The organism is Rhodovulum sulfidophilum DSM 1374, from assembly GCF_001633165.1.
In the GTDB taxonomy this organism is placed as follows: domain Bacteria; phylum Pseudomonadota; class Alphaproteobacteria; order Rhodobacterales; family Rhodobacteraceae; genus Rhodovulum; species Rhodovulum sulfidophilum.
Map to the genome: position 1 here is coordinate 26,105 of NZ_CP015419.1, position 21,434 is coordinate 47,538.

The window sequence follows — 21,434 nt, forward strand, 5'->3', positions numbered from 1 at the left end:
AAGATTAGTTTTTCAGTCAGGTATAAGACCGCAACCTGCGACAGAGTGGCTCAAACCTGAGCGTTTTTATATACTATATTGCGTTCAGGGGACCATGCGCTAGAAATTGCTCACGTGAACTCACGATTCAGCGCCCCCGCGCGGGCAGACCACCACCACCATCTCGTCGCCAGCCATATCGCAAGCACGAAAACCCCAGGGTATTTGACATGGTACAGCGACGAGTCGCACGCCTGTTCGGCGGCGCCAGCATTGTTGCGCTTTGCGCAGTTTCCCCCACCGCAACCAAGGCGCAGGATCTGTCCGACGACGCCTATTCCCTTGGCACCCTCTTCATCATCGGCGACACCCTGATCCGCAGCTTCCAGAAGACGGCCGCGTCGGTGACGGCGGTGGAAGAGGCCGATATCGAGGCGGCGCAAGGCAAGGACAGCGTCAAGGACATTGTCGCCGACATGGCCAACGTGACCTATGCCGCCTCGGGCGGGCAGGGCGGCGCGCCCACGATCCGGGGCCAGGACGGCGAGGGGCCGAACTCGGGCGCGCCCGCCTTCTTCGGCGGCTCGGTGCCCCGGATCGCGGTCAACCTCGACGGGCATTACCTCAGCTACAACGAGCTGGTCTATTCCTCGACCTCGATCTGGGACGTGGACCATATCGAGCTGTTCCGCGGCCCGCAGACCATCAGCCAGGGCGCCAACAGCATCGCCGGCGCGCTGGTGGTGAAGACCAAGGACCCGACCTTCGAGCGCGAGGGGGCGGTGCGGCTGGAATACGGCTCGCGCGGCAAGCGCCGGGCCTCGCTGATGGCGTCGGGCGCGGTGGCACCGGACCTGGCCGCGCGCATCGCGCTGGATTACTCCGCGCGCGACAATTACATCGATTATGTCAATCCGGCCTTCTCGCTGGGCGGGACCGATCAGGACCACCTCTCGCAGACCGCGCGGTTCAAGCTCTTGTGGACGCCCGCGGCGATGCCGGGCTTCGAGGCGATGCTGACCTTCTCGCATACCGACAGCAACCGCCCGACCTGGGAAGCGGCGACCGTGCCGTTTTCAGACTATGACAGCACCGTCACCCAGAACCCCAGCTGGAAGCAGTTCACCAACACCACGATTCTCGATCTGAAACAGGAATTCGACAATGGCGCGACCCTGACCAACCAGTCGCAATTCTCGTCGCTTTATACCCGGCGCACCACCTCGCCCGTGACGGCGGGCTCTGCGGTGATCGACCAGGACAGCTATTCCAACGAGACCCGGCTGACCTTCGGCAATGAGGCCACCGCGCTGAGCGGGGTCGCCGGGCTCTACCTCTCCCATACCGACAGCGACGAGACGCTGAACCTGCGCGGCGCGACCGCCTTTGACGACACCAAGGACAGCCTCGGCATCTTCGCCGGCCTCGACTACGATTTCGCCGATCGCTGGACCATCAGCGGGTCGGTCCGCTACCAGCGCGACCGGGTGCAGCGCGAGGGCTCGAGTTCGTTCGCGACCAACGATCTGGACTATGACGAGACCTTCGACGACTGGCTGCCCAAGCTGTCGCTGTCCTATGACGTGAACGACACGACCACCATCGGCGCGATGGTGTCCAAGGGCTACAACCCGGGCGGCGTGACGCTGGGGCTGACCTCGGGCGAATGGGTCACCTTCGACCCCGAGACCTCGACCGATTACGAGCTCTTCGCCCGCACCCGGGTGCTGGACGACCGTCTGGGGCTGAGTGCCAACCTGTTCTACACCGATTTCAAGAACATGCAGCGCTACGTCACCTCGGAGGCCGTGGCGGGCTATTTCGAGGCGGTGACGGTGAATGCCGAGGAGGCCAATGCCTACGGGCTGGAGCTGGGCTTCGATTACGAGGCAAGCCAGACGCTGCGCCTTTACGGCAGCCTCGGCCTGCTTTCGACCGAAATCGAGAAATTCTCGAGCGCGGGGGCCGATTACAGCGGCAACGAGTTCGGCCGCGCCCCCGGCCAGACCATCAGCCTCGGCGCCGACTGGAAGATCCGTCCCGACCTGACGCTGTCGGGCAATGTGCGCTACAGTGGGTCCTATTTCTCGGATGACGACAACCTGTCGGCAAGCTTCGTCGATTCCTACACGGTGGCGAACACCCGCATCGCCTATGATCTGCAGGACAACCTGCAGCTCTACGGCTATGTCAACAACCTCTTCGACGAGGACGCGGTCACCTATCTGCGCGCCAGCCGCGCCGTTGTCGGCGGCTACGAGGCGACGCTGGTCGAACCGCGCGAGATCGGGATCGGGGTGAAGATGACGTTCTGACCGGCCCGGTCAGGTCGCCGGAAGGGCCCGCATCAGCGGGCCCTTGCCGTTTCCGGGGCGCGCATCCGGACCGCGAGGCCCACCGAACTCCGGGCCCGCCACATCCGGAAGGGCTTTCCGGCCTCTCTGTGGCGCCGCCGCTCCGACAGACCGAGATCGTCCCGCCTGTCCGCGGGCAGCGCGCCTGGGGCCCGTCGCCTGGGCGGCGCGGTATTCTTCCCGGATCAGCACCCGCACGGCATTCTCGTCTTCCGGCGCCTTAACAGGCAGTGCCACGGCTGTGGCATGACGTGCCATCGACGCGAAAAATCATTCAAAAACAGATGGTTCAAACCCGGGCGCACAGACGGCAGCCATATGGAAAGGAGATGAATATTTTATAATGGCTTGACAGCAATGGGCAGCTTGCTGCGTCAGCTGTGCAAAATTCTGCGCGGGCTTGCCCGCCCCGACCTTCAGATCCAAGGCGCCCTTGGGCTCGCACGCGTTGTGGGGGCCGCGATCGCCCCCCATCCCAGCCCTCTCCAGTGAGAGGAAAGCCGGATCGCCGTGCGACCAGGCGCGCGCATCTGGCTCGTTTCCGGCATCTCGATCAGCATTCTGCTCAAACCAACCGTCCGTCTACGGGCTCTCATGCCGTCATTCCACCCCGCAGAAACGCCAAGCCATGGAAAACGATCACAACCGGCGCCGTGACCCGGACCGAAACTCCGCGCGCAGCGAAGTGCCTGGCCGGACACTCGGGGGAAGATGGTGCGGATATCACCGCCGGAACCCGCGTCGAGGCAAGGATGCGCGGTGTCAAACTGCTGGGCCAGCAGGTCATGCCGAAGGGCTTTAGCAGCCAGATCGCCGGACCGGACGGTTGCACCGCTCTCGGCATTCCCGTCACCGAAGCTGTAGGATAAGACTGTCCGGGAAAGGGCAATCCCGGCCAGCAGCCGGTTCAAGCAACCGAGCCGCAGCAAGCCATTTGATCTTCAGCGCAGGATGCTCGATCAGTGACGCAGCATTTTCCGCAGGATATCCGAGCCTCGGCCACATCTTCGCCCCATTCGGGCGCCGTTACGGGCACATCCAGTCCAAAATCGCCGCAGGGCAGACATGAACCTGATCGAGCCACACCGCTTCACGCCCTTTGAGGCAGGCAGTCCGACGTCGGTCATTTTGCCGGGGCTGCACCGCAACACCCATGTTGACGTCATGCGGATCAACACGGGGCTCGTGCTGGCGCATAGTCATTTCTCGGCCGCGACCCGGCATGAGGGCGATATCCGGCGGCCCGAGGACCAGTTGATTCTCGCCTTCAACCTCTCGGGCCGGATGCTGCTGATCGATCCGCAGGGCGCGGCGCATGAGATCAGCGGCGGCGAGGGCTGGATCATCCGCTCGGGGGGCAGGCGGTTGCAGCGTATCGTCGAGAAAGGCGATGGCTGCTCGAACCTTGTCATCGCTCTTTCCGTATCGCGGCTTGCCCCCGCGCTGGCGGAGGGGCTGGAGCCCCTGTTGCCGCAAGCCGCGCCCTTCCGTCGCCTGTGCTTGCCGGTCCCCGGCAAATCCATGCTGGAAACGCTGCTGGACGGGCGCACCGATCCGGCGGCGCTTTTGCGCAAGGAAGGCCAGTGCCTCGCGCTGATCGGTCACGCGCTGGAAGAGATCGCCGCCGCACCGGACCATGGTCCTGCGACCGGCGATCCCGGCCTGCTGATTGCGCGCGTGACCGCTTTCCTCTCGGACAACCTTGCCAACCCGATCACCATATCCGGGATCGCGCAGGAGATGAGGATGAGCCATGTCACGCTGAATCAGATCTATCGCGCGGCGACCGGAATGACGGTGTTCCAGCATCTGCGCAGCCTCCGGCTCGAGGCCGCCGAACGGCTGATCCGCCACACCGATCGCAGCTTTACCGAGATCGCCGGCGAGTGCGGCTTTTCCGATGCCAGCCACCTGTCGAACGCGTTTCGCAAGCGCCACGATATGACCGCAAGCGACTGGCGGCGGCAGGTCCGGAAGAAAACCTGATCCGGCTTCAGCATATTCAAGAGTATTTTCGTCAGTTACAAGATTCCCGCCGCCGGTCGTGGCACCTGCCCCCTGAAAAGGAGGCCCGCCCATGTCCCGACATTCTTCATCCCGCCCTGTCCCCGGCCGCATCGCGCTCTTTGCCCTGTCCACCGCATTGACGGGCAGCCTGATCCCGGGCCCGGCGCAGGCCGGGGAAGACATGACCTATCTCGGCGAGATCACCATCTTCGCCAATTACTGGGAAGAACTGGCCCGCAAATCCGCCGTGACGGCGACGGTTCTGGGCGGGGGCGATCTGGCGCGGCCGGTCTCGCCCGATCTCGACGCCATGGCGGGGCGGTCGGCCAATACCGTCTTCCAACGCGCCAATTCGCAGGAACGGCTGGTCGTGCGCGGCATGTCGGCCTTCGACAATGCCCTGTCCGATCCGGTCGGCTATATGGTGAACGGTGTGGCGCTGCCGATGGGCACGATCCAGCTGCCGCATTTTTTCGGGGCCGACAGCGTGACGCTGCTGAAGGGGCCGCAGGGCACCACCTTCGGACGCAATTCCGAGGCAGGGCTGCTGGCCTTCGACACGATCCGGCCCGGCAGCCGCGAGGGCGGCGAGATCAATCTGGGCGTTTCGGGATCGGATGCCGGCGCGTCCCCCCTTGGCGGCAGCGGCTCGGTGCTGTGGTCGGGGCGCGCGAGGAATGGCCCCGCACTGGCCTTCGGGCTGGAATATGCCCGCGATCCGGGCGTGATCTCGAATCCGGTCACCGGCGCGGATGATGGCGGCAAGGATCGCCGGGCCACCGGTTTTGCGGCGGCCGAGTGGGATCTTCAGGATGGCGGCTATCTGCGCCTGACCACGCTGGCCGAGAACCAGAAGTTCAACAAGGAGCAGTTCCGCTCGATTTCGGGCCCCTTCGCCACCGGCCGTTATGAGAGCGTCTATTCCGACCCGTCATGGGAACGCCGCCGGACATCCGTCACGGCACTTGAATATGGCACCGGCTTTGACGGGTTCGACCTGACGGCGATCACCGGCTTCACCACCTTCGACCGCGATTTCGTGCTGGATTTCGACGGTTCCCCCCTGACCCTCGGGGTGACCGAGCTGGATGTCCGTGACCGCACCATCTCGCAGGAGATCCGGCTGACCTCGACCGGTGCGGGACCGCTGAAATGGGTGCTCGGCGTCAATGCCTTCAAGCAAAGCACCGATGCCGATTTCAACCTTGGCGCCATGTCGACCGACCGCCATACCGAGATCGACCAGAACGGTGTCGCTCTCTACGGTTTCACCGAATATGCGATCAGCGAGCGGTTCCGCCTGGGCGGCGGGCTCAGGCTGGATCATGTCTCGTCGGAGGCCTGGCAGAGCTTCACCTCGCCCATGGCGCGCCTGCGTTACAAGGGCGACGAAAGCTCGACCACCCTGCTGCCGAAACTGACGCTGGCCTATGACCTGTCGGAGGCGACCACGATCCATGCGAGCTATGCCCGTGGCTATATGCCCGCGGGCTACAATTACGGCTTCGCCAACAGTGCCGACAGCCTGACCTATGGCGCCGAATACAGCTGGAATGCCGAGATCGGGGTGAAGCATGCATTCACCAATGGCGCGGCGCTGACCCTTGCCGCCTTCCACACCACGGTGAAGGACAAGCAGATCACCGAGACCATCCCCGGTGCCGCGCAATATATCTCGAATGCGGGCGAGGCGAAAAGCTACGGCATCGAGGCGGAATTGACCGCGCCGCTGGGATCCGGCTGGGAACTCGCCGCCAATGCCGGATGGCAGCGCGCAAGGGCAAGCTCGTTCCGGACCTCCTCGATGGATCTGGGCACGGGATCTTTGACACCGGTCGACTGGTCCGGCAATGCCTTGCCGATGGCGCCCGAGACGACCTGGGGGCTTGCGCTCTCGCATCAGGGCGAGGTCTGGCGCGCAAGGGGCAGCCTGCATGGTTCGGGCAGCTACTGGTTCGATCCGGGCAATACGGTAAAGCAAAAGGGGTTCATGACCGTCGATGCCGAGATTTCCCGAAGCCTCGGGAAGGGCGAGCTGACGCTCTGGGTGACGAACCTGCTGGATGAGGAATATTACAGCACCGCCGCCTCGACGATGCGCGGCGTGGTGGTCGAGGATGGCAGCCCGCGAACCATCGGCATGAACTGGAAGATCGCATGGTGAGCCCGGATCGTTCCTCGGGCGCCGCGCGTCTCTTGCAGACACTGGAAGGCCCGATCCGCTACGCGCTTCTCGACTGGGCGCTGGAAAGCGGAGTGTTCGGGTTTTGCGAAAGCCACATCGCCCCGGATCTGCTTGGCCGGCGCATGGAGCTGCCGGTCGGCCCCCTGACCCTTGCGCTGCGCGCCCTTGTCGCGGCCGGGTTCATGGAGGCGGGCGAGGCCGGTTTCCGCACCGCGCCCGACATCCTGCCCTTCGTGAAGACGGGCAGCCCGCGCAACATGGTCGAGACCCTGCGCATGATGGCCGGGACCCGGCATGCAGGGCTCGGGCAGTTCGGCGCGCTGGTGGCGGGCAAGGCCGCCCCCTCCGGGTCGCGATTGTTCGACGAGGCGCATTGGGATGCGCATCACCGCTCGCTCGCGGGGTTTCACCGCGCGGTCGGCACCGATGCCACCGCGCCCTGCCTGACCGGCCTGCCGGAATGGCCCCATGCCCGAAACCTGCTGGATATCGGGCCCGGCTCTTCCGCCCTGGCCGCCCGGCTGCTGGCCATGCGCCCGGATCTGCGCATCACGCTTTTCGACCTGCCGCCTGTGGCCGAACGGATCGGGGCCGAGGCCGAAAGCCTGCCGCTTGCCATCATGCCCGGAAACTACAACCGGACCCTGCCCGACGGGCCCTTCGACATCATCTGGTGTTCGATGTCGCTCTATTTCCATGACGGCGGCCTGCCCGCGCTGATCGCCCGGCTGGCCGAGCGGCTGGCTCCGGGCGGCGTCCTGGTCAGCTTCCACGAGGCGCTGAGCGATCACCGCTCGGCGCCCCCCGAACATGTGCTGGGCCGGCTGCTGCCCGCGCTGCGGCAGGGCGATGTCTCCTTCGCCGAGGGCGAGATCGCCGATGCCATGGCCGCGGCCGGTCTTGTCCGCCCGACCTCGCAGCACCTTTCCACAGCCTTTGGCCGCTTCCGTCTGGATGCCGCCCGCAAGGAGGTCTGACATGCGCCTGCTCCCCCTTTTCCTCGCGGTGCTGCCGCTGCCCGCTCTCGCCGAAGAGATCCTGCTCTCGGGGCCGCCGATCTGGGAAAGCGCGCCCCTGATCGCCCTGGCCGAGGATCAGCCGCTCGAGGGGATCACCTTCAGCTTCCGGCCCTGGGCCAGTCCCGAGCAATTGCGCAAACGGGTCATCGCGAACATACCGCTGATGGCGGTCGCCCCCTCTCCCACGGCGGCGATCTTCGATGCGAACGGCATGGCGTTGCGGGTGGTTTCGGCAACGATCACCGAGGGCAGCCTGTCAATCGTCGGGCGGGGCACAGAGATAACCGAACTGGCGGATCTGCAGGGGGCAAGCCTCGCGCTGCCATTCAAGGGCTATCTGCCCGACCTGATGATGCGCCGCATCGCGGAGCCCGGGGCCGAGACATGGCAGCCGCATTATACCGGCAGCCTCGTTGCCGGAATGCAGCTATTGCTGGCCGAACGGGGCGTCGATGCCACCTTGCTGGCCGAGCCGATGGCCACGCTCGCACTGGCACAGGATCGGGCCCTGACGCGCCAGGCGGATCTCTGCGCGCTCTGGCGCGGCGCGACCGCCCTTGCCGATTGCCCGCCTGCGGGAGTGATCATCGTCAATCCCGCTTTCGCAGAGCGGCCCGAGATCCGCGCCGCCTATCACGCGGCCTTTGCGAAGCTGGCCGCCGATCCGGCCAGCGCCGCCGGTCTGCTGGCCGCGCATTTCCCCGAGATGGCGCAGGCAAGGGCCGGCTTTGCCCGCATTTCGGCACTCGACCTTCCCATGCCGGAACAGGCGGATGTGCTTGCCGATTTCTATGCCGCGATCCTAAAGATCGAGCCCGCAGCCATCGGAGGCAGGCTGCCCGAAGGGGATTTCTACGGGAAATGACGCGAAAGCTGGCCTTTCTGACCGGGGTGGCGGCGATCGTCCTGTTCTGGTCGCTTGCCGCGCAGGCAAACCTGCCCGCGATTCTGCCCGGTCCTCTGGCGGTCGCAAGGGCGCTTGGCCTGTTGCTCGGCGATCCGGGGTTCTGGTCCGGCACGCTGGGGCCGAGCCTCGGTCGCGCCAGCGGCGGGCTGGCGCTGGCCTTCGCCATCGGCGCGCCGCTGGGCCTTGCGAGCTGGCGCTGGCCAATCGTCGCGGCGCTGCTCGCCCCCTTGCGGCTGATCCTGATGGGGCTGCCCGCGCCTGTGCTCGCCATCCTCTGCATCCTGTGGTTCGATGGCAGCACCACGACGACCATCCTGACGGTGGCGGCGCTGCTGGTTCCCGTCTTCCAGATCGCCATCGCCGAAGGCATGGGCGCAATCGACCCGCAGCTTGACGAGATGGCGCGGCTCTTCCGCGTGCCGCCGATCCGCCGCCTGCGCCGCATCATCCTGCCCGCGCTCTGGACAGCGCTTGGCCCGGCCTTGCGCATCGCCGTCGCCAACGCGATCCGCGTGACGCTGCTGACCGAGCTTCTGTCGGGGGCCGAGGGCCTCGGCGCGGCGGTGCAACGCGCACAAAGCTGGCTTCAGACCGACCGGCTGTTTGCGCTGGTGCTCCTGATCCTCGCGCTGATCGGACTGGCGGAGGTCGCGCTTGCGGCCCTGACACGCGAGAGGAAACGGCCATGACCCTGTTCGCTGCCGACACTATCGGCCTGCATTATCCCGGCCGCCCCGGCCCCGTCTTCCGCGCGCTGTCGCTGAGCATCCTGAAGGGCGAGAGCCTCGGTCTGAGCGGACCAAGCGGTACGGGCAAGACCAGCCTGATGCGGGTGATCGCCGGGCTGGAGCGTCCGACATCGGGCCGCATTTCCATCCGGCCCCGCCGGATCGGCATGGCCTTCGCCGAGCCGCGCCTGCTGCCACGTCTTTCGGCCATGGAGAACCTGTCCTTCATCGCCCCGAAGGCCCGCGCCGAGGGACGCGCCATGCTGACCGCGCTGAAGATGGCAGCCTTGCAGGATGCTTCCGCAGACAGCCTCTCGAAGGGTCAGGCGCAGCGCGTGGCACTGATCCGTGCCCTGCTGATCCGCCCCGAGATCCTGCTGCTCGACGAGGCGCTTGGCGGGCTCGACATGGCGACATGGCAGAGCGCCCGCGACCTGATCCTGGCAAAGCGCGACCGGGACGGCTTTGCCCTGGTCGAGATCAGCCATGACCCGGCCCGGCGGATCATGCCCGAGGCTCGGGCGATTTCGTTCCCCTGAAGGAAGGATACCCCATGCAGACACGACCACGACCTTCGCGTCCCCGCCTCGCCCTTCTGGTTGGCATCGGCGTCTGGCCGATCATCACCACGCTGCTCTACCTGATCCGCCCCGTCAGTCAGGGCTGGCCGGTCTTGCTGACCACGCTCGCCCTCACGCCAGCCATGGTCATCATCATGGTTTGGGGACTGTTACCGGCAATCCATCGCTATTTCGGAAAGTTCCTCATGCGGGGCTAAATGCCGACGATCCGCGGAACGGTGGACCGAAGCCCGGCCATCTCGTCCAGCCGGTCATCCACCGCGATCCAGCAGACGAGACAGGCCAACAGTCCCAGGAGACCAGCCCCGAAGCCCAAGCGCAGTATCGTGTCCTGCGCCCGCAAAAGCGGCAGCCCCGCGCGCATTTTCCGCGCGATGGAGCGATCCCCGAGGCGCAACAGGAACACGCCCAGGTCCGGCAGTGTCGGGTCGATACGTGCCCTGCCGTGCCGGGAGCTCATCGGCAGGCGCAGGACCTCGCCCGAGGCATCGGGCAGGCGGGTAACTTCGATATGCTGGTCGTGGCCGGGCAGGAGGCCATCCGCGACCAAGTCTCGTTCCCAGTGGAACGGTATTTCGACAAGGTCCCGCGACCGGCCCAAGGTGAAGATATTGGTGCTGTCGCGGGTGGGATGGACAATGGCGCACAGCGAGTCGCCGAACACCTCGACCTGCAGGTCATCTGGCACGCGCAGGGCGGGTCGCATCCGCAACACCCCGACCAAGGCCGCTCCCCATCCGGAAAACACGAATACTCTAACCAGGACGCAGAGGGTCAGAAACACCAGCGCCGAGACGACATATCCGTCCAAGGCCCTGGCCTCGATCCCGATCCCGATCCAGGCCAGAACCCCAATCCCCAAGCCGGGCCAGACGAAGGTCGTCGCGAAGATCAGACGCCGGAGCCGGCGCAGGTAGCTGCGCTCTTCGGCGGTGGCGAAGCGGCGTCTGGTCCTTGTGGGGGCCGGAGCAGAGGATGAGGTGAAGGATGCGGCGCGCGAGGGTTCATTCATCGGATCGGCGGGGTCGTCCTGTTCGAACTCGGAAACTGGTCTTGCTGCGCCAAGATGGAGCTCGGGCATTCCCAAGTCCAGTTTCCCGGACGGCTTGCGCCGGTCTGGTTGAGCAGTCGGGACCGCGACGGAACCGGGCACAGCGCGCCGGACGCGGGGCCCCGAACGCGGTGCGAAAATAATCCCTTGCCCGCGCATCCTTCGTCACAATTTGATACATAATTTCCATTATCGGTTTTTTAACGATGGCCCCAGACATCGTCCTGAAGCTGTGCCAAGTCGTAGGGCTGCAAGGCTGCGGGCTTTTCGGGCGCAGCCCCGTCTCCCTGGAACTTACGGCAATCAGCGGAGCGCCGGAAGCAATCCGGGCTCCGTCTTACGCGGTCTGGGCCGCTGGTCACCCGGCATCGGCCGGAACCGCGCGGCGCGGTCGCTCTGCTGCGTCGCGGCCCGGAATGATCGGCAATTCGGCATCGCTGCCCGGATCCGTCCGGCGACCGTCTTCCAGCACCAGCAGCCAGTCGATCAGGATTCGGCGCAGATCGACCCCGCCGATGCGAATCGTGACCTCCTACGGACCGGACGGACGCATCGGACGCCGGGTCAAGGTGATCTTGCCGAACCCCGAGGCCCCACCGGCACGGCCATGCTGTGCGCGGGCTGCCTGGCCGAGACCCTGCGCCCGGCGACAGGAGATCTCGGCGGTGTTGGGCTTTTGCCTGCGCCTCGGGGGAAGACATTGCTCCGGTCTCGCCCACGACCTCGTCGCCGAACCGACCATCGCGGATGACCGGCATTGCCGCCCGGATCGACCCGGTCACAGCAGCGACAGAAGCTTCCGCGCGGCCTCTTCGGACGAGGCCGGGTTCTGGCCGGTCACCAGCTTGCCATCGATCACCACGAAAGAGGCCCAGTCCTCGCCCTTCCGGTACTGACCACCGTTCGATTTCAGCATGTCCTCGACCAGGAACGGCACGACGTCGGTCAGGCCGACACCTTCTTCCTCGCTGTTGGTGAAACCGGTCACGGTCCTGCCCGATACCAGCGGCTTGCCGTCCGGACCCTTGGGGTGCCTGAAGACGCCCGGCGCATGACAGACGGCCCCGACCGGACGGTCGCGCGCGGCGAAGGCCTCGATCAGCGCGATGGCGTCCTTGTCCTCGGCCAGATCCCACAGGGGGCCGTGACCGCCGGGGAAGAAGATCGCGTCAAATCCCTCGGCCGAGACGGAAGACAGGACCTCGGAACTGGCCAGATGCTTCTGCGCCGCGTCATCCGCCTTGAACCGCCGGGTGGCCTCGGTCCCGGCATCGTCGCTGTCGCTGGCCGGGTCCAGCGGCGGCTGGCCGCCCTTGGGCGAGGCCAGGGTGATCTCGGCCCCGGCATCCTTGAAGACGTAATAAGGCGCGGCGAATTCCTCGAGCCAGAAGCCGGTCCTGTTGCCGGTATCGCCCAGTTTGTCATGCGATGTCAGGACCATGAGAATTTTCATCGGGGTCTTCCTCCGGGATTCGTGTCGTTTACTGGCCAAGCCTGACGACGCGTTTGCCGAAAGCCTCGCCATTGAGCAGCCCAACGAAAGCGGCGGGCGCCTGTTCCAGCCCCTCGATCATTTCCTCGCGATACCTGATCTTGCCCTGCGCCACCCAATCGCCCATCTGCTTGGCGAATTCCGGGTAGAGATGGCCGAAATCGTCGAAGACGATGAAACCGTGCATGGTCATCCGCTTGCGCAGGATCGTGCCCATCAGCAGGGACATCCGGTCGGGCCCGTCGGGCAGCGACGTGGCGTTATATTGCGAGATCAGCCCGCAAACCGGGATCCGGGCCGAGGCGTTCAGCAGGGGCAGCACGGCATCGAAGACCGCGCCGCCGACATTTTCGAAATAGATGTCGATGCCATCCGGAACAGCGGCTTCCAGCGCCTTGGGGAAGCCCTCGGCCTTGTAGTCGATGCAGGCGTCAAAGCCGAGGGTCTCGGTGACATGGCGGCATTTCTCACCTCCGCCGGCAATGCCGACAACGCGCAGGCCCAGGATCTTGCCGATCTGGCCGACCGTCGCCCCGACCGGGCCGCTGGCCCCGGCCACGACAAGGGTCTCGCCCGCTTTCGGCTGCCCGATCCGGGTCAGCCCGGCCCAGGCCGTCAGCCCCGGCATGCCGAGGACGCCAAGCGCCCAGGACGGATGTTCGGGCGACTTGCCCATGTTGATCACGCCGGTGCCGTCCGAAAGCGCGTAATCCTGCCAGCCACCGAAGGCCACGACGCGGTCCCCCGTCTCGAAGCCGTCCACATCCGATGTCACCACCTCTGCCACCGTGCCGCCGACCATGACCTCGCCGATCTCGACCGGGGCGGCATAGGAGGGCGCATCGCTCATCCGGCCGCGCATGTAGGGATCGAGCGAGAGGTATTCGTTGCGCAACAGCATCTGGCCGGGGCCGGGGCTGGGCACCTCGGCGGATTCCAGGCGCAGGGTGTTTTCGTCGGGGGCGCCCTTCGGACGCCGGGCCAGGACATATCTGCGGTTCACGGTATCGGTTTGTGCCATGGGACATTCCAGTTTGATCGGTTCTTGTCCTGAAGATTTGTGCCGGCCCGTGGCATGACAAGGGCGGCCTGCCGCACATCCACTTGAACGGGCCCTTGAACAGGGCGGCGCGGGCCTCCCTCAGGCGTCAGAGCGGCGGCTCTCTTGGTGGCGGGGAGTGACCCCATACGCTCGGCCGGTGCCGGATGCGCCTGTTCTGGCCCAACATGATCGCGACGCGATCCCAGAGAGGCAGCAAAAGCGCCCCGGACATACGGGTCATTTCGGATGTGCCAAAGCGGCGCTCATCGGCGCGCATCAGCCGGTCCGCAGGCGTTCCCAGAAGGCCGATTTCCTTGCATGGCTCTGGCGCAGCCCGTCCAGATAATCCGCATGTGACAGGTGGGGGCCGTAGTCGCATATCTCGGCATCCGCGGCGGCACAATCCGACAGGTGCCGTGCGGCATGGCCGTAGCGGCCCGCGCGTCTTCGCCCCAGGGCGAAGTCGATCATCGCCCGCCACAGCAGAACGGCGGCAAGCGGGTAGGCAGGGGCAAGCGCCTCGGCAAGCGGTGTAAGGATCTCGTAGGCATTGCCGTCGATCTCCTCGCTGCGGGCCTCGATCAGCTCGGCCGCCAGGGACAGGTCGGGGGCCTCCAGGCAATAGGCCAGCGCCTTCTCGACCGGTTCATAGTCGAGGACAATCCCGCGCGCGCGGTCCTCGGCCTCGATATCCTCGAAATCGGGCAGCAGCCTGAGGTGACGGCGCAGGGCGTCGGGGCAGAGCCGGCGCTCGAAGCGGTGCCAGAGCGCGGCGCGCAGATCGTCCTTGCGGCCAAGCGCCTCCAGGCAGGCGAAATGCGCCGCATCCAGCTCGGGGTCGTCGAACCAGGGATCATCGCTCTCGCCGGGCAGCGCGGCCTCGATCAGGTGCAGCGCGTCCCCGGCGCGGCCCGCCGCCAGCAGCCGGGTGGCGGCATCGGGGGCGATGGTGGAACAGGTCAGTTGCTCGGGGGTATATCGCGCAAGCCAGCTGTCCACGTCGCCCTCTGCATCGGCCACGTCCCGCAGGATCATATCGAGGCTGCGGTTGCGCCCGGCACGGGCGCGGGCAGCGCGGGCGTCGCGGTCAGAGATGAACGCATAGCGGGCAAGATCGGCCTCGGTGGGTGGTGCTGCGCGGGCGGCTTCGGCCAGCGCCTTCAGACGGGCCAGACCGGTGGCGCCAAGCGCCTCGGCCAGCGCGGGCACGGCGTCATCGAAGGCGCCATAGCCATCGTCCAAGATCGCCTCGAAGACGGTTTCGGCCAGTGCCGCGGGGTCCTTGCCCAACCTCGGCGCAAGGCGTTCGATCGCCGCCATGGCCTCGCCCATCACCTCGCCGATGGTGCCCTGGCTGTCATCGGTGCGCTCATGGATGCCGGGGGCCAGTTGCAGCTCGGCCCAGAGCAGGTCGAAGGCCGCATCCGGGGCATCGGGCGCGATCCGGGTCTCGACAAGCCGGGTCAGCTCCGCCAGTTCCCGAGCCAGTTTCTTCTGCGCCTCGCCGGGAGCTTTGCAAGCATGCGCCGGAGATGGAAATGGCGCCCCGCGATCGCCGGACATGGAGGCCCCGGAAACCCTCGCCTTGCAAGTGAAAACACAGGTGTCTCCTGCAGTCACGCCAGCGTCGACAGGCCCGGCCACAGGCATGCGGCATCGCCATACCGCCCGTCACGTTAGTGGCGATGGCCTCGAATGCGGCGTTGGGGTGCCGTCCCCCCGTGACCGTGCCCCTGCCGGAGCCCCCAAGCAGCATCGCCGAGGAACAGGCGCGGCCGGATCGGCGGGGAACCGCAACCGCATTCAGAAGCGCAGGTTTCCCGGGACGACGGGGGGCGACGACCCCGCCCCCCCGGACCTGCGCGGAACGGTGTCGGACCCGCCCTACCCGTCAGGCAAAAGCGCGATCTTGGGCGCGGCCTCGCCGCCCCCGGCAATACTGGCGAAGGCGGCGGCCCCCTCGGCCAAGGGCATCGTCCGGACCCAGCCAAGCCCGCCCAGACGGCCCGCGAAAAGAGCTGCGGCGGTGTCGCGGAACTCCTGCGCGATGTAGGTGTAGCTGCCGATGAAGGTCAGCTCCTGAAGGGTGGCGCGGCGGATGTCGAGCCCGGGACCGGCATCGCCCAGCCCGATATGCACCATCGCCCCGCCCGGACGCAGCGCCGCGCTGGCGGCGGCCCGGGTCGCCCCGAAGCCGACGCCGTCGATGACCAGATCGACGCCCTCGGGGCCGGTGCCGGGCCCGGTCGGATCGAAGGTCCGGATGCCGCCCTCGGCCGCCGCGATGTCCCGCCGGGGACCCGAGGGCTCGGCCAGCCAGATCTCGGCCGCGCCGCGTGCCCGCAGAACCAGAGCCGCCCCCAGCCCGATGGCGCCGCCGCCGATCACCAGGCAGCGCGCCTCGGCCAGCGGCAGCTCGAGCGCCCGTTCCGCCAGCCCCACCGCATGCCAGCCGCAGGCCAGGGGCTCGGTCAGGGCGGCGGCGACCGGGGATATGCCCTCGGGCACCGGGGTGAGGTTGCGTGCCGGGACCGCCAGCAGCCCGGCAAAGGCGCCCTCGCGCGGCGGCATCGACAGGATCTGGCGGGTCTCGCAGAGATTGTCGCGCCCGGCCCGGCAAAACCGGCAATGCCCGCAGGTGACAAGCGGATTGACCGTCACCCGGCGGCCCGCCGCCGGGCCGCCGGGCGGGGCCGAGACGACGATGCCCGCGGCCTCGTGGCCGAGGATCAGGGGTGCCGGGCGGCGGTCGTCATGGCCTGCCCAGGCATGCATGTCCGAACCGCAGATCCCGGCCGCCTCGACCCGGATCAGGGCCTCACCGGGGCCGGGCTCGGGGTCGGGCAGTTCGCGCAGTTCCAGCAGGCGGGGGCCGGTATAGATCAGGGCCTTCATTTCGCAGTAAACCCCCCATCCACAGGCAGCACCTGCCCGGTCACATAGTCGGACGCGGCCGAGCAAAGAAACAGCGCGGGGCCGACGATGTCCGGCAGCCGCCCGTTGCGGCCGATGCAGGTCTGGGCAGCGTTGCGCGCGGCGCGTTCGGGATCATCGAAGACCGGGCCGGTCAGCTCGGTCGGGAAGAACCCCGGCGCCAGCGCATTGGCGGTGATGCCATGCCGCGACCAGGCCTCAGCCATGGCCCGGGTCAGCTGGACGATGCCGCCCTTCGAGGCGCCATAGGCGATGCCGCCGGGAAAGGCGCGCAGGCTTTGCAGCGAGGCGAAATTGACGATCCGCCCCCAGCCGCGTTCGCGCATCCCGGGCACCAGCGCCTGGGCCAGGAAGAACGGCATCGCCAGATTGAGGTTCTGGGTCAGGGTCCAGCCTTCCAGCGTCACCTCGTCGGCCGCCTCGCGGGTGTTCACGCCCGCCGCGTTGACGAGGATATCGGGCGGCCCGAACGGGTCCGAGACCGCGCGCGCCACGCCCTTGGCGCGGCCGGGATCCGAGAGATCCGCCGACAGCGCCACGGCATTGGTGCCGTCGCACCAGTCCGACCGGCGCCGGGCGACGGCCACGACCTTCGCCCCGGCCCCGACCAGCGCCTCGGCGATGGCGCGGCCGAGCCCGGCGCTGGCCCCGGTCACGCAGGCCACCTTGCCCTCAAGCGGTGTCGCGGCGATCATGCCGACACCTTCGCGGAACCCTGAACGGCGGCCGGATCGGCGCCCAGATCGAAGCTCCGGTCCGGGAAATACTTGGCCAGCCGGATATCGGCGGTGCGGGCATGACCCTCCATCCCCTCCAGCCGCGAGATCCGCGCGGTAGCCTCGGCGATCGGCCGGGCGCCGTCGCGGGTGGCGCGCTGCCAGGTCACCAGCTTGAGATACTTGTGGACAGACAGCCCGCCGGTATAGCGCGCCGCCCCCGAGGTCGGCAGCACATGGTTGGTGCCCGCCGCCTTGTCGCCGAAGGCGACCGTCGTCTCCTCGCCCAGAAACAGGCTGCCATAGCAGGACAGCCGCCCCAGCCACCAGTCCAGATCGGCGGCCTGCACGGTCAGATGCTCGGGCGCATAGCTGTCTGAGGTGGCGGCGATCTCCTCGCGGCTGTCGCAGAGGATCACCTCGGCATAGTCGCGCCAGGCAGCGGCGGCATTCTCGGCATTGACCGGCGGCAGCGCCGCGATCAGCTCGGGCACCCGGGCCATCACCGCCTCGGCCAGCGGCCGGTGATCGGTCACCAGCCAGACCGGCGAATTGTAGCCATGCTCGGCCTGGCCCACCAGATCGGCGGCGACGATCTCGGGGTCGGCGGTCGCGTCGGCCAGCACCATGCTGTCGGTCGGGCCCGCGAACATGTCGATGCCGACCCGGCCGAACAACAGCCGCTTGGCCTCGGCCACGAACTGATTGCCGGGGCCGACCAGGATATCGGCGGCGGGCATGCCGAACAGCCCGAAGGCCATGGCCGCGATCCCCTGCACCCCGCCAAGCGCCAGGATCTGGTCGGCGCCGCACAGATCGGCTGTATAGACGATGGCCGGGTGCACCCCCACGCCCGGGCGCGGCGGCGAGCAGACCGAGACATGGCCGCAGCCCGCGACCCGCGCCGTGGTCACCGTCATCAGCGCCGAGGCGACATGGCTGTAGCGGCCGCCCGGCGCGTAGCAGCCCGCCGCCCGGCACGGGATCGCCTTCTGGCCCAGTGTCAGCCCGGGCCGGATCTCGGTCTGGAAATCGCCGACGGTCTTCAGCTGGGCCTCGGCAAAGCGGCGCACATTGTCATGGGCAAAGCGGATATCGTCCTTGACCCGCTGGTCCAGACTGGCGGCGGCGGCGTCGATCTCGTCGCGGGTCAGCACCACATTGCCCTCGTAGCGGTCGAATTTCGCGGCATAGTCCAGCGCCGCAGGCTCGCCGCCCGCCTCGATCTCGGTCAGGATCTTCTGCACGGTCTCGCGGGTTTCGGTGGCGTCGGACACCGCCCTGCGGGGGGCCTTCTTCAGATAGCTCACGGTCATGGGATCCACTTTCTGTTTTAGGGGTTTCAGGACAGCATCAGGGTCGAGACCGCAGGCGCGAAGGCGATCAGCAGCACGACCGTCAGCATGAACAGCACGAAGGGCACGGCGCGGGCCGAGATCCTGAGCACGGATTCGCCGGTCAGACCGCTGACCACGAACAGGTTCAGCCCCAGGGGCGGGGTGATGAAGCCGACCCCCAGCGCGGTGATCATCATCACGCAGAACTGGATCTCGTTCATGCCGATCTCGTCGGCCAGCGGCTTCAGAAGCGGCGCCAGGATCACGATATTCGGGGTCGTCTCCATCACGCAGCCGGCCGCGACCAGGATCGCGATCATCACCAGGATCAGCATCCAGGGCTCGGAAACGAAGCCGGTCATGGTGTAGACGAAGCTTTGCGGCACCCCCATCGCCGAGAGCGCCTGCGCCAGCGGCAGCGACATCGCCACGATCGGCACGATCACCCCGTTCACCTTGGCCGAACTGACCATCATCGAGGGAAAGTCGGCCAGCTTCAGCGTGCCCATGACGAAGCCCATGGCGATGGTGATGGTCACGGCGCTGGCCCCCGCCTCGGTCGGGGTCAGCCGGCCGCTGAAGATGCCCCAGAAGATCACCCCGGGCACGATGAAGGCATACCAGCCCCGCGCCAGCGCCCGGCCCAGATTGGCCAGCCATTCGGACAGGCTCAGCGCATGGCCCTGTTCCCAGGCATGGCGCCGGTTCAGGACCGTGTTGGTCAAAAGGATCGCGGCAAGGATCAGCACGCCCGGGATCAGCGCCGCCTTGAACAGGGTCGAGGCCGAGATCCCCAGCACCAGACCGATCACGATATAGGCGATCGAGGGCGGGATCAGGATCCCGGTGCAGGCTCCCGCCGCCACCAGCGCGCAGGCATAGGGGCGCGGATAGCCGCTTTCGACCAGCCGCTCGATGGTCATCCGCCCGACCGCGGCCGCCCCCGCGGCATCCGAGCCCGAGATCGCCGAGAACATGCCGCAGACCAGCACCGTGGCCGAGCCGAAGCCGCCCCGGGTCCAGTTGGTCAGCGCCTCGGCCACGTCGAGGAACTTGCGGCTGAGCCCGGTCCGGACCAGCACGTCGCCGGTCAGGATGAACAGCGGAATGGCGGTCAGCGCGAAATGGTCGATGCCGGAAAACAGCCCCTCGCCCACCAGCGACAGCGGCAGCACCTGCGAGGCGCTCAGCAGCATCACCGAGGCCGCGCCGATGGCGACCCAGACCGGCACCGCCAGCGCCACCAGCAGAAGGAACGCCGCCACCGGCAGGTAGAAGGTCCAGTCCAGCGCCACCGCGCCCTGTTGCATCTGTTGCCAAAGCATGACGGAACCTCACTCGAACAGGCGTTCGCCCTCGTAGACCGGACGGCCGGCGCGCAGATCGGCGAAATCGCGCACGAGGGATTGCAGAAGACGGAAGATCATCAGCGAGAACCCGACCGGCACCGCCATCAGGAACCACACCATCGAGACCCTCAGCCCGTGGCTGACCGATCCGAAGGTCCAGGACACCGACACCGTCTGGGCCGAGAGCCACAGCGCCAGCACCGCCAGCGCCAGGGTCACCAGATCGCCGAACATGTACAGCAGCGCCCGGCCCCGGGGCGGCGCCCAGTTCAGCAGAAGGTCGATGCGGATATGGGCGCGTTCCCGCACCGCCGCGGCGGCACCGATCCAGCACAGGTAGATGAAGCAGTAGCGGACGACCTCCTCGCCCCAGATCGAGGAATAGGCGAAGACCTCGCGGCGGATCACCTCGATGGCCATGGTCGCGACCAGCATGATGTAGAAGATCAGCAGCGCCCAGCGTTCGGCGTTGCGGTCGAGGGCGTTGAGCATGGCGGCTCCTTCGCCGGCGGCGAACCGGCGTTGCGGGAAACGGAAAGACGGTGGAAACGGGCCGGAACCGCGCCCGTCACGGGCGCGGCGTCAGACGGCGTCAGGCGTCGTCGACATAGGCCCGGACCTCGGTCGCGGCGGCCTCGGCCATGCGCTCGAAGGCGGCCATCGAGCCGGCAAGCCCGGTCTTGTAATCGTCCCATTCGGACCGCTGATAGCCGCCCGCTTCCTGCCAGAGCCCGAGCTGATCGTCCGAAAGCCTGTGGAATTCGACCCCGGCATTCTTCAGCTCGGACATGGCGAAGCCGCGCGCGGCGGGCACCTTGGCAAGGTTCTGCTGGGCGGTGATGTCGGCGGCGGTGTCGATCGCCTCACGAATGTCGCCGGGCAGGCCGTTATACCATTCCAGATTGCAGGAATAGACCTGGGCGTCGGGCACCGCGCGGGTGAAGGTGACGTGGCTCAGCATCTCCTTGAAGCCGTAGACGTAAAGCGCGCCCACCGCCGGATCGAGCGCGTCGGCCACGCCCTGCTGGATCGCCGAGGGCGTCTCGCCCCAGGCGACGGGGGTCGGGTTGGCGCCGACCAGCCGGTAATAGGTCTGCAGCATCTCGGAGCCCGGCACCCGGAACTTGACGCCCGCCAGATCCGAGGGCGTCAGGACCGGCCCGGGACCGCCCTTTCTGAGCGCCACCACCCTGGGGTCGATGACCACGTAGAACAGCGGCTTGAACCCGCGCGCCTCGACCATCGGATGGACCGTTCCGGTCCAGACCTCGGACCGGGTGAGGTTCACGAAACGCTGGTTCGAGCCGCAGAGATAGGGCAGGTTGACAAGGTCGACCACCGGCGCGAAGGGCGCGAAATTGGCAATCGAGTGCTGCGCCGCCTGGATCGTGCCCGACTGCACCTTCTGCACCAGCTGGTTGCCCGCGCCAAGCTGGCCTGCCGGGGCAAGCTGGACATAGACCCTGCCCTCGCTGGCATTCTGGATGTTCTCCTTCAGGTCGAGCTGCATGATCGGATAGCTGCGATCCGCCGACATCACATAGGCGGTGGCCAGGGTCATCACATGCTCGGCCGCGCGCTTGCGGTCGCGCTCCTCGTTGGCGGTCTGCGCCGCGGCCTTGTCGGACCACAGCATGCCGCCCGCCGAGGCCATCACCGCGGCGGTGAAGCTGCCGGTTCCGGCCAGCCTCAGGAAGTTGCGCCGCGAGGCGGCCGCCTTCCATCCGGTATCGTCATTGTCGTTGCGCATCGT

Annotated in this window: 18 protein-coding genes; 8 read left to right on the forward strand and 10 right to left on the reverse strand. The window is 67.1% G+C overall.

Annotated elements, in window-relative coordinates; translation table 11 throughout:
• Positions 1–209 precede the first annotated feature (209 nt).
• The 8 genes from A6W98_RS19245 to A6W98_RS19280 all read left to right on the forward strand — a co-directional run bounded on the left by A6W98_RS19245 (position 210) and on the right by A6W98_RS19280 (position 9,957).
• Complete coding sequence (locus A6W98_RS19245) at positions 210–2,294, forward strand: TonB-dependent receptor (RefSeq protein WP_042465529.1); 2,085 nt, start codon at positions 210–212, stop codon at positions 2,292–2,294.
• Between the two features lie 1,104 nt (positions 2,295–3,398).
• Entirely contained in the window at positions 3,399–4,319 is a 921-nt protein-coding gene (locus A6W98_RS19250) for an AraC family transcriptional regulator (RefSeq protein ID WP_042465532.1), read from the forward strand.
• A gap of 91 nt (positions 4,320–4,410) precedes the next feature.
• The gene (locus A6W98_RS19255) at positions 4,411–6,504 is read left to right on the forward strand and encodes a TonB-dependent receptor (RefSeq protein WP_042465536.1); all 2,094 of its coding nucleotides are present in this window, start codon (positions 4,411–4,413) and stop codon (positions 6,502–6,504) included.
• Positions 6,498–7,502: a class I SAM-dependent methyltransferase gene (locus A6W98_RS19260; RefSeq protein ID WP_042465539.1), complete on the forward strand. Its 1,005-nt coding sequence runs from the start codon at positions 6,498–6,500 to the stop codon at positions 7,500–7,502. Before A6W98_RS19255 ends, A6W98_RS19260 begins: the two co-directional genes overlap by 7 nt.
• 1 nt (position 7,503) lies before the next feature.
• Positions 7,504–8,409: an ABC transporter substrate-binding protein gene (locus A6W98_RS19265; protein WP_042465541.1), complete on the forward strand. Its 906-nt coding sequence runs from the start codon at positions 7,504–7,506 to the stop codon at positions 8,407–8,409.
• Positions 8,406–9,140 carry an ABC transporter permease gene (locus tag A6W98_RS19270; RefSeq protein WP_042465544.1) on the forward strand — a complete coding sequence of 245 codons (735 nt, stop codon included), beginning with the start codon at positions 8,406–8,408 and terminating at the stop codon, positions 9,138–9,140. The genes A6W98_RS19265 and A6W98_RS19270 overlap by 4 nt, the downstream gene beginning before the upstream one ends.
• Positions 9,137–9,718, forward strand: coding sequence for an ATP-binding cassette domain-containing protein (locus A6W98_RS19275; RefSeq protein WP_042465547.1), 582 nt, complete (start codon positions 9,137–9,139; stop codon positions 9,716–9,718). Before A6W98_RS19270 ends, A6W98_RS19275 begins: the two co-directional genes overlap by 4 nt.
• Before the next feature lie 14 nt (positions 9,719–9,732).
• Positions 9,733–9,957, forward strand: coding sequence for a putative antibiotic biosynthesis monooxygenase (locus tag A6W98_RS19280; protein ID WP_042465550.1), 225 nt, complete (start codon positions 9,733–9,735; stop codon positions 9,955–9,957).
• On the opposite strand, the gene A6W98_RS19285 is transcribed toward A6W98_RS19280, so the two are convergent.
• The 10 genes from A6W98_RS19285 to A6W98_RS19330 all read right to left on the reverse strand — a co-directional run bounded on the left by A6W98_RS19285 (position 9,954) and on the right by A6W98_RS19330 (position 21,431).
• Complete coding sequence (locus A6W98_RS19285) at positions 9,954–10,841, reverse strand: hypothetical protein (RefSeq protein ID WP_063490994.1); 888 nt, start codon at positions 10,839–10,841, stop codon at positions 9,954–9,956. The two genes, A6W98_RS19280 and A6W98_RS19285, sit on opposite strands and share 4 nt — an antisense overlap.
• 748 nt (positions 10,842–11,589) lie before the next feature.
• Positions 11,590–12,264, reverse strand: a complete 675-nt coding sequence (locus A6W98_RS19290; protein WP_042465556.1) for a type 1 glutamine amidotransferase domain-containing protein — start codon at positions 12,262–12,264, stop codon at positions 11,590–11,592.
• Positions 12,265–12,292: 28 nt separating this feature from the next.
• The gene (locus A6W98_RS19295) at positions 12,293–13,324 is read right to left on the reverse strand and encodes an NADP-dependent oxidoreductase (protein WP_042465559.1); all 1,032 of its coding nucleotides are present in this window, start codon (positions 13,322–13,324) and stop codon (positions 12,293–12,295) included.
• Between the two features lie 297 nt (positions 13,325–13,621).
• Positions 13,622–14,908, reverse strand: coding sequence for a DUF6880 family protein (locus A6W98_RS19300; protein WP_052678162.1), 1,287 nt, complete (start codon positions 14,906–14,908; stop codon positions 13,622–13,624).
• 321 nt (positions 14,909–15,229) lie between these two features.
• Positions 15,230–16,240, reverse strand: coding sequence for a zinc-dependent alcohol dehydrogenase (locus tag A6W98_RS19305; RefSeq protein ID WP_042465561.1), 1,011 nt, complete (start codon positions 16,238–16,240; stop codon positions 15,230–15,232).
• Positions 16,237–16,974 (reverse strand): SDR family NAD(P)-dependent oxidoreductase, encoded by a 738-nt coding sequence (locus A6W98_RS19310; RefSeq protein ID WP_042465565.1) that lies wholly within the window; start codon positions 16,972–16,974, stop codon positions 16,237–16,239. Before A6W98_RS19310 ends, A6W98_RS19305 begins: the two co-directional genes overlap by 4 nt.
• Positions 16,971–18,311 (reverse strand): histidinol dehydrogenase, encoded by a 1,341-nt coding sequence (gene hisD, locus A6W98_RS19315; protein ID WP_042465567.1) that lies wholly within the window; start codon positions 18,309–18,311, stop codon positions 16,971–16,973. The genes A6W98_RS19310 and hisD overlap by 4 nt, the downstream gene beginning before the upstream one ends.
• A 26-nt stretch (positions 18,312–18,337) precedes the next feature.
• A complete protein-coding gene (locus tag A6W98_RS19320; RefSeq protein WP_042465570.1) occupies positions 18,338–19,657 on the reverse strand; it encodes a TRAP transporter large permease in 1,320 nt (439 codons plus the stop codon).
• Positions 19,658–19,666: 9 nt separating this feature from the next.
• Positions 19,667–20,173: a TRAP transporter small permease gene (locus tag A6W98_RS19325; protein WP_042465573.1), complete on the reverse strand. Its 507-nt coding sequence runs from the start codon at positions 20,171–20,173 to the stop codon at positions 19,667–19,669.
• 100 nt (positions 20,174–20,273) lie between these two features.
• Positions 20,274–21,431, reverse strand: a complete 1,158-nt coding sequence (locus A6W98_RS19330; RefSeq protein WP_042465576.1) for a TRAP transporter substrate-binding protein — start codon at positions 21,429–21,431, stop codon at positions 20,274–20,276.
• Between the last annotated feature and the right edge of the window lie 3 nt (positions 21,432–21,434).

What these genes read in the sequence shown, in the direction of transcription:
- A6W98_RS19305 (WP_042465561.1), bottom strand. Translation starts at nt 16,240, where the DNA reads ATGAAGGCCCTGATCTATACCGGCCCCCGCCTGCTGGAACTGCGCGAA.
- A6W98_RS19260 (WP_042465539.1), top strand. Translation starts at nt 6,498, where the DNA reads ATGGTGAGCCCGGATCGTTCCTCGGGCGCCGCGCGTCTCTTGCAGACA.
- A6W98_RS19290 (WP_042465556.1), bottom strand. Translation starts at nt 12,264, where the DNA reads ATGAAAATTCTCATGGTCCTGACATCGCATGACAAACTGGGCGATACC.
- A6W98_RS19310 (WP_042465565.1), bottom strand. Translation starts at nt 16,974, where the DNA reads ATGATCGCCGCGACACCGCTTGAGGGCAAGGTGGCCTGCGTGACCGGG.
- A6W98_RS19270 (WP_042465544.1), top strand. Translation starts at nt 8,406, where the DNA reads ATGACGCGAAAGCTGGCCTTTCTGACCGGGGTGGCGGCGATCGTCCTG.
- A6W98_RS19320 (WP_042465570.1), bottom strand. Translation starts at nt 19,657, where the DNA reads ATGCTTTGGCAACAGATGCAACAGGGCGCGGTGGCGCTGGACTGGACC.
- A6W98_RS19280 (WP_042465550.1), top strand. Translation starts at nt 9,733, where the DNA reads ATGCAGACACGACCACGACCTTCGCGTCCCCGCCTCGCCCTTCTGGTT.
- A6W98_RS19265 (WP_042465541.1), top strand. Translation starts at nt 7,504, where the DNA reads ATGCGCCTGCTCCCCCTTTTCCTCGCGGTGCTGCCGCTGCCCGCTCTC.
- A6W98_RS19275 (WP_042465547.1), top strand. Translation starts at nt 9,137, where the DNA reads ATGACCCTGTTCGCTGCCGACACTATCGGCCTGCATTATCCCGGCCGC.
- A6W98_RS19295 (WP_042465559.1), bottom strand. Translation starts at nt 13,324, where the DNA reads ATGGCACAAACCGATACCGTGAACCGCAGATATGTCCTGGCCCGGCGT.
- A6W98_RS19250 (WP_042465532.1), top strand. Translation starts at nt 3,399, where the DNA reads ATGAACCTGATCGAGCCACACCGCTTCACGCCCTTTGAGGCAGGCAGT.
- hisD (WP_042465567.1), bottom strand. Translation starts at nt 18,311, where the DNA reads ATGACCGTGAGCTATCTGAAGAAGGCCCCCCGCAGGGCGGTGTCCGAC.
- A6W98_RS19285 (WP_063490994.1), bottom strand. Translation starts at nt 10,841, where the DNA reads ATGCCCGAGCTCCATCTTGGCGCAGCAAGACCAGTTTCCGAGTTCGAA.
- A6W98_RS19300 (WP_052678162.1), bottom strand. Translation starts at nt 14,908, where the DNA reads ATGTCCGGCGATCGCGGGGCGCCATTTCCATCTCCGGCGCATGCTTGC.
- A6W98_RS19255 (WP_042465536.1), top strand. Translation starts at nt 4,411, where the DNA reads ATGTCCCGACATTCTTCATCCCGCCCTGTCCCCGGCCGCATCGCGCTC.
- A6W98_RS19330 (WP_042465576.1), bottom strand. Translation starts at nt 21,431, where the DNA reads ATGCGCAACGACAATGACGATACCGGATGGAAGGCGGCCGCCTCGCGG.
- A6W98_RS19325 (WP_042465573.1), bottom strand. Translation starts at nt 20,173, where the DNA reads ATGCTCAACGCCCTCGACCGCAACGCCGAACGCTGGGCGCTGCTGATC.
- A6W98_RS19245 (WP_042465529.1), top strand. Translation starts at nt 210, where the DNA reads ATGGTACAGCGACGAGTCGCACGCCTGTTCGGCGGCGCCAGCATTGTT.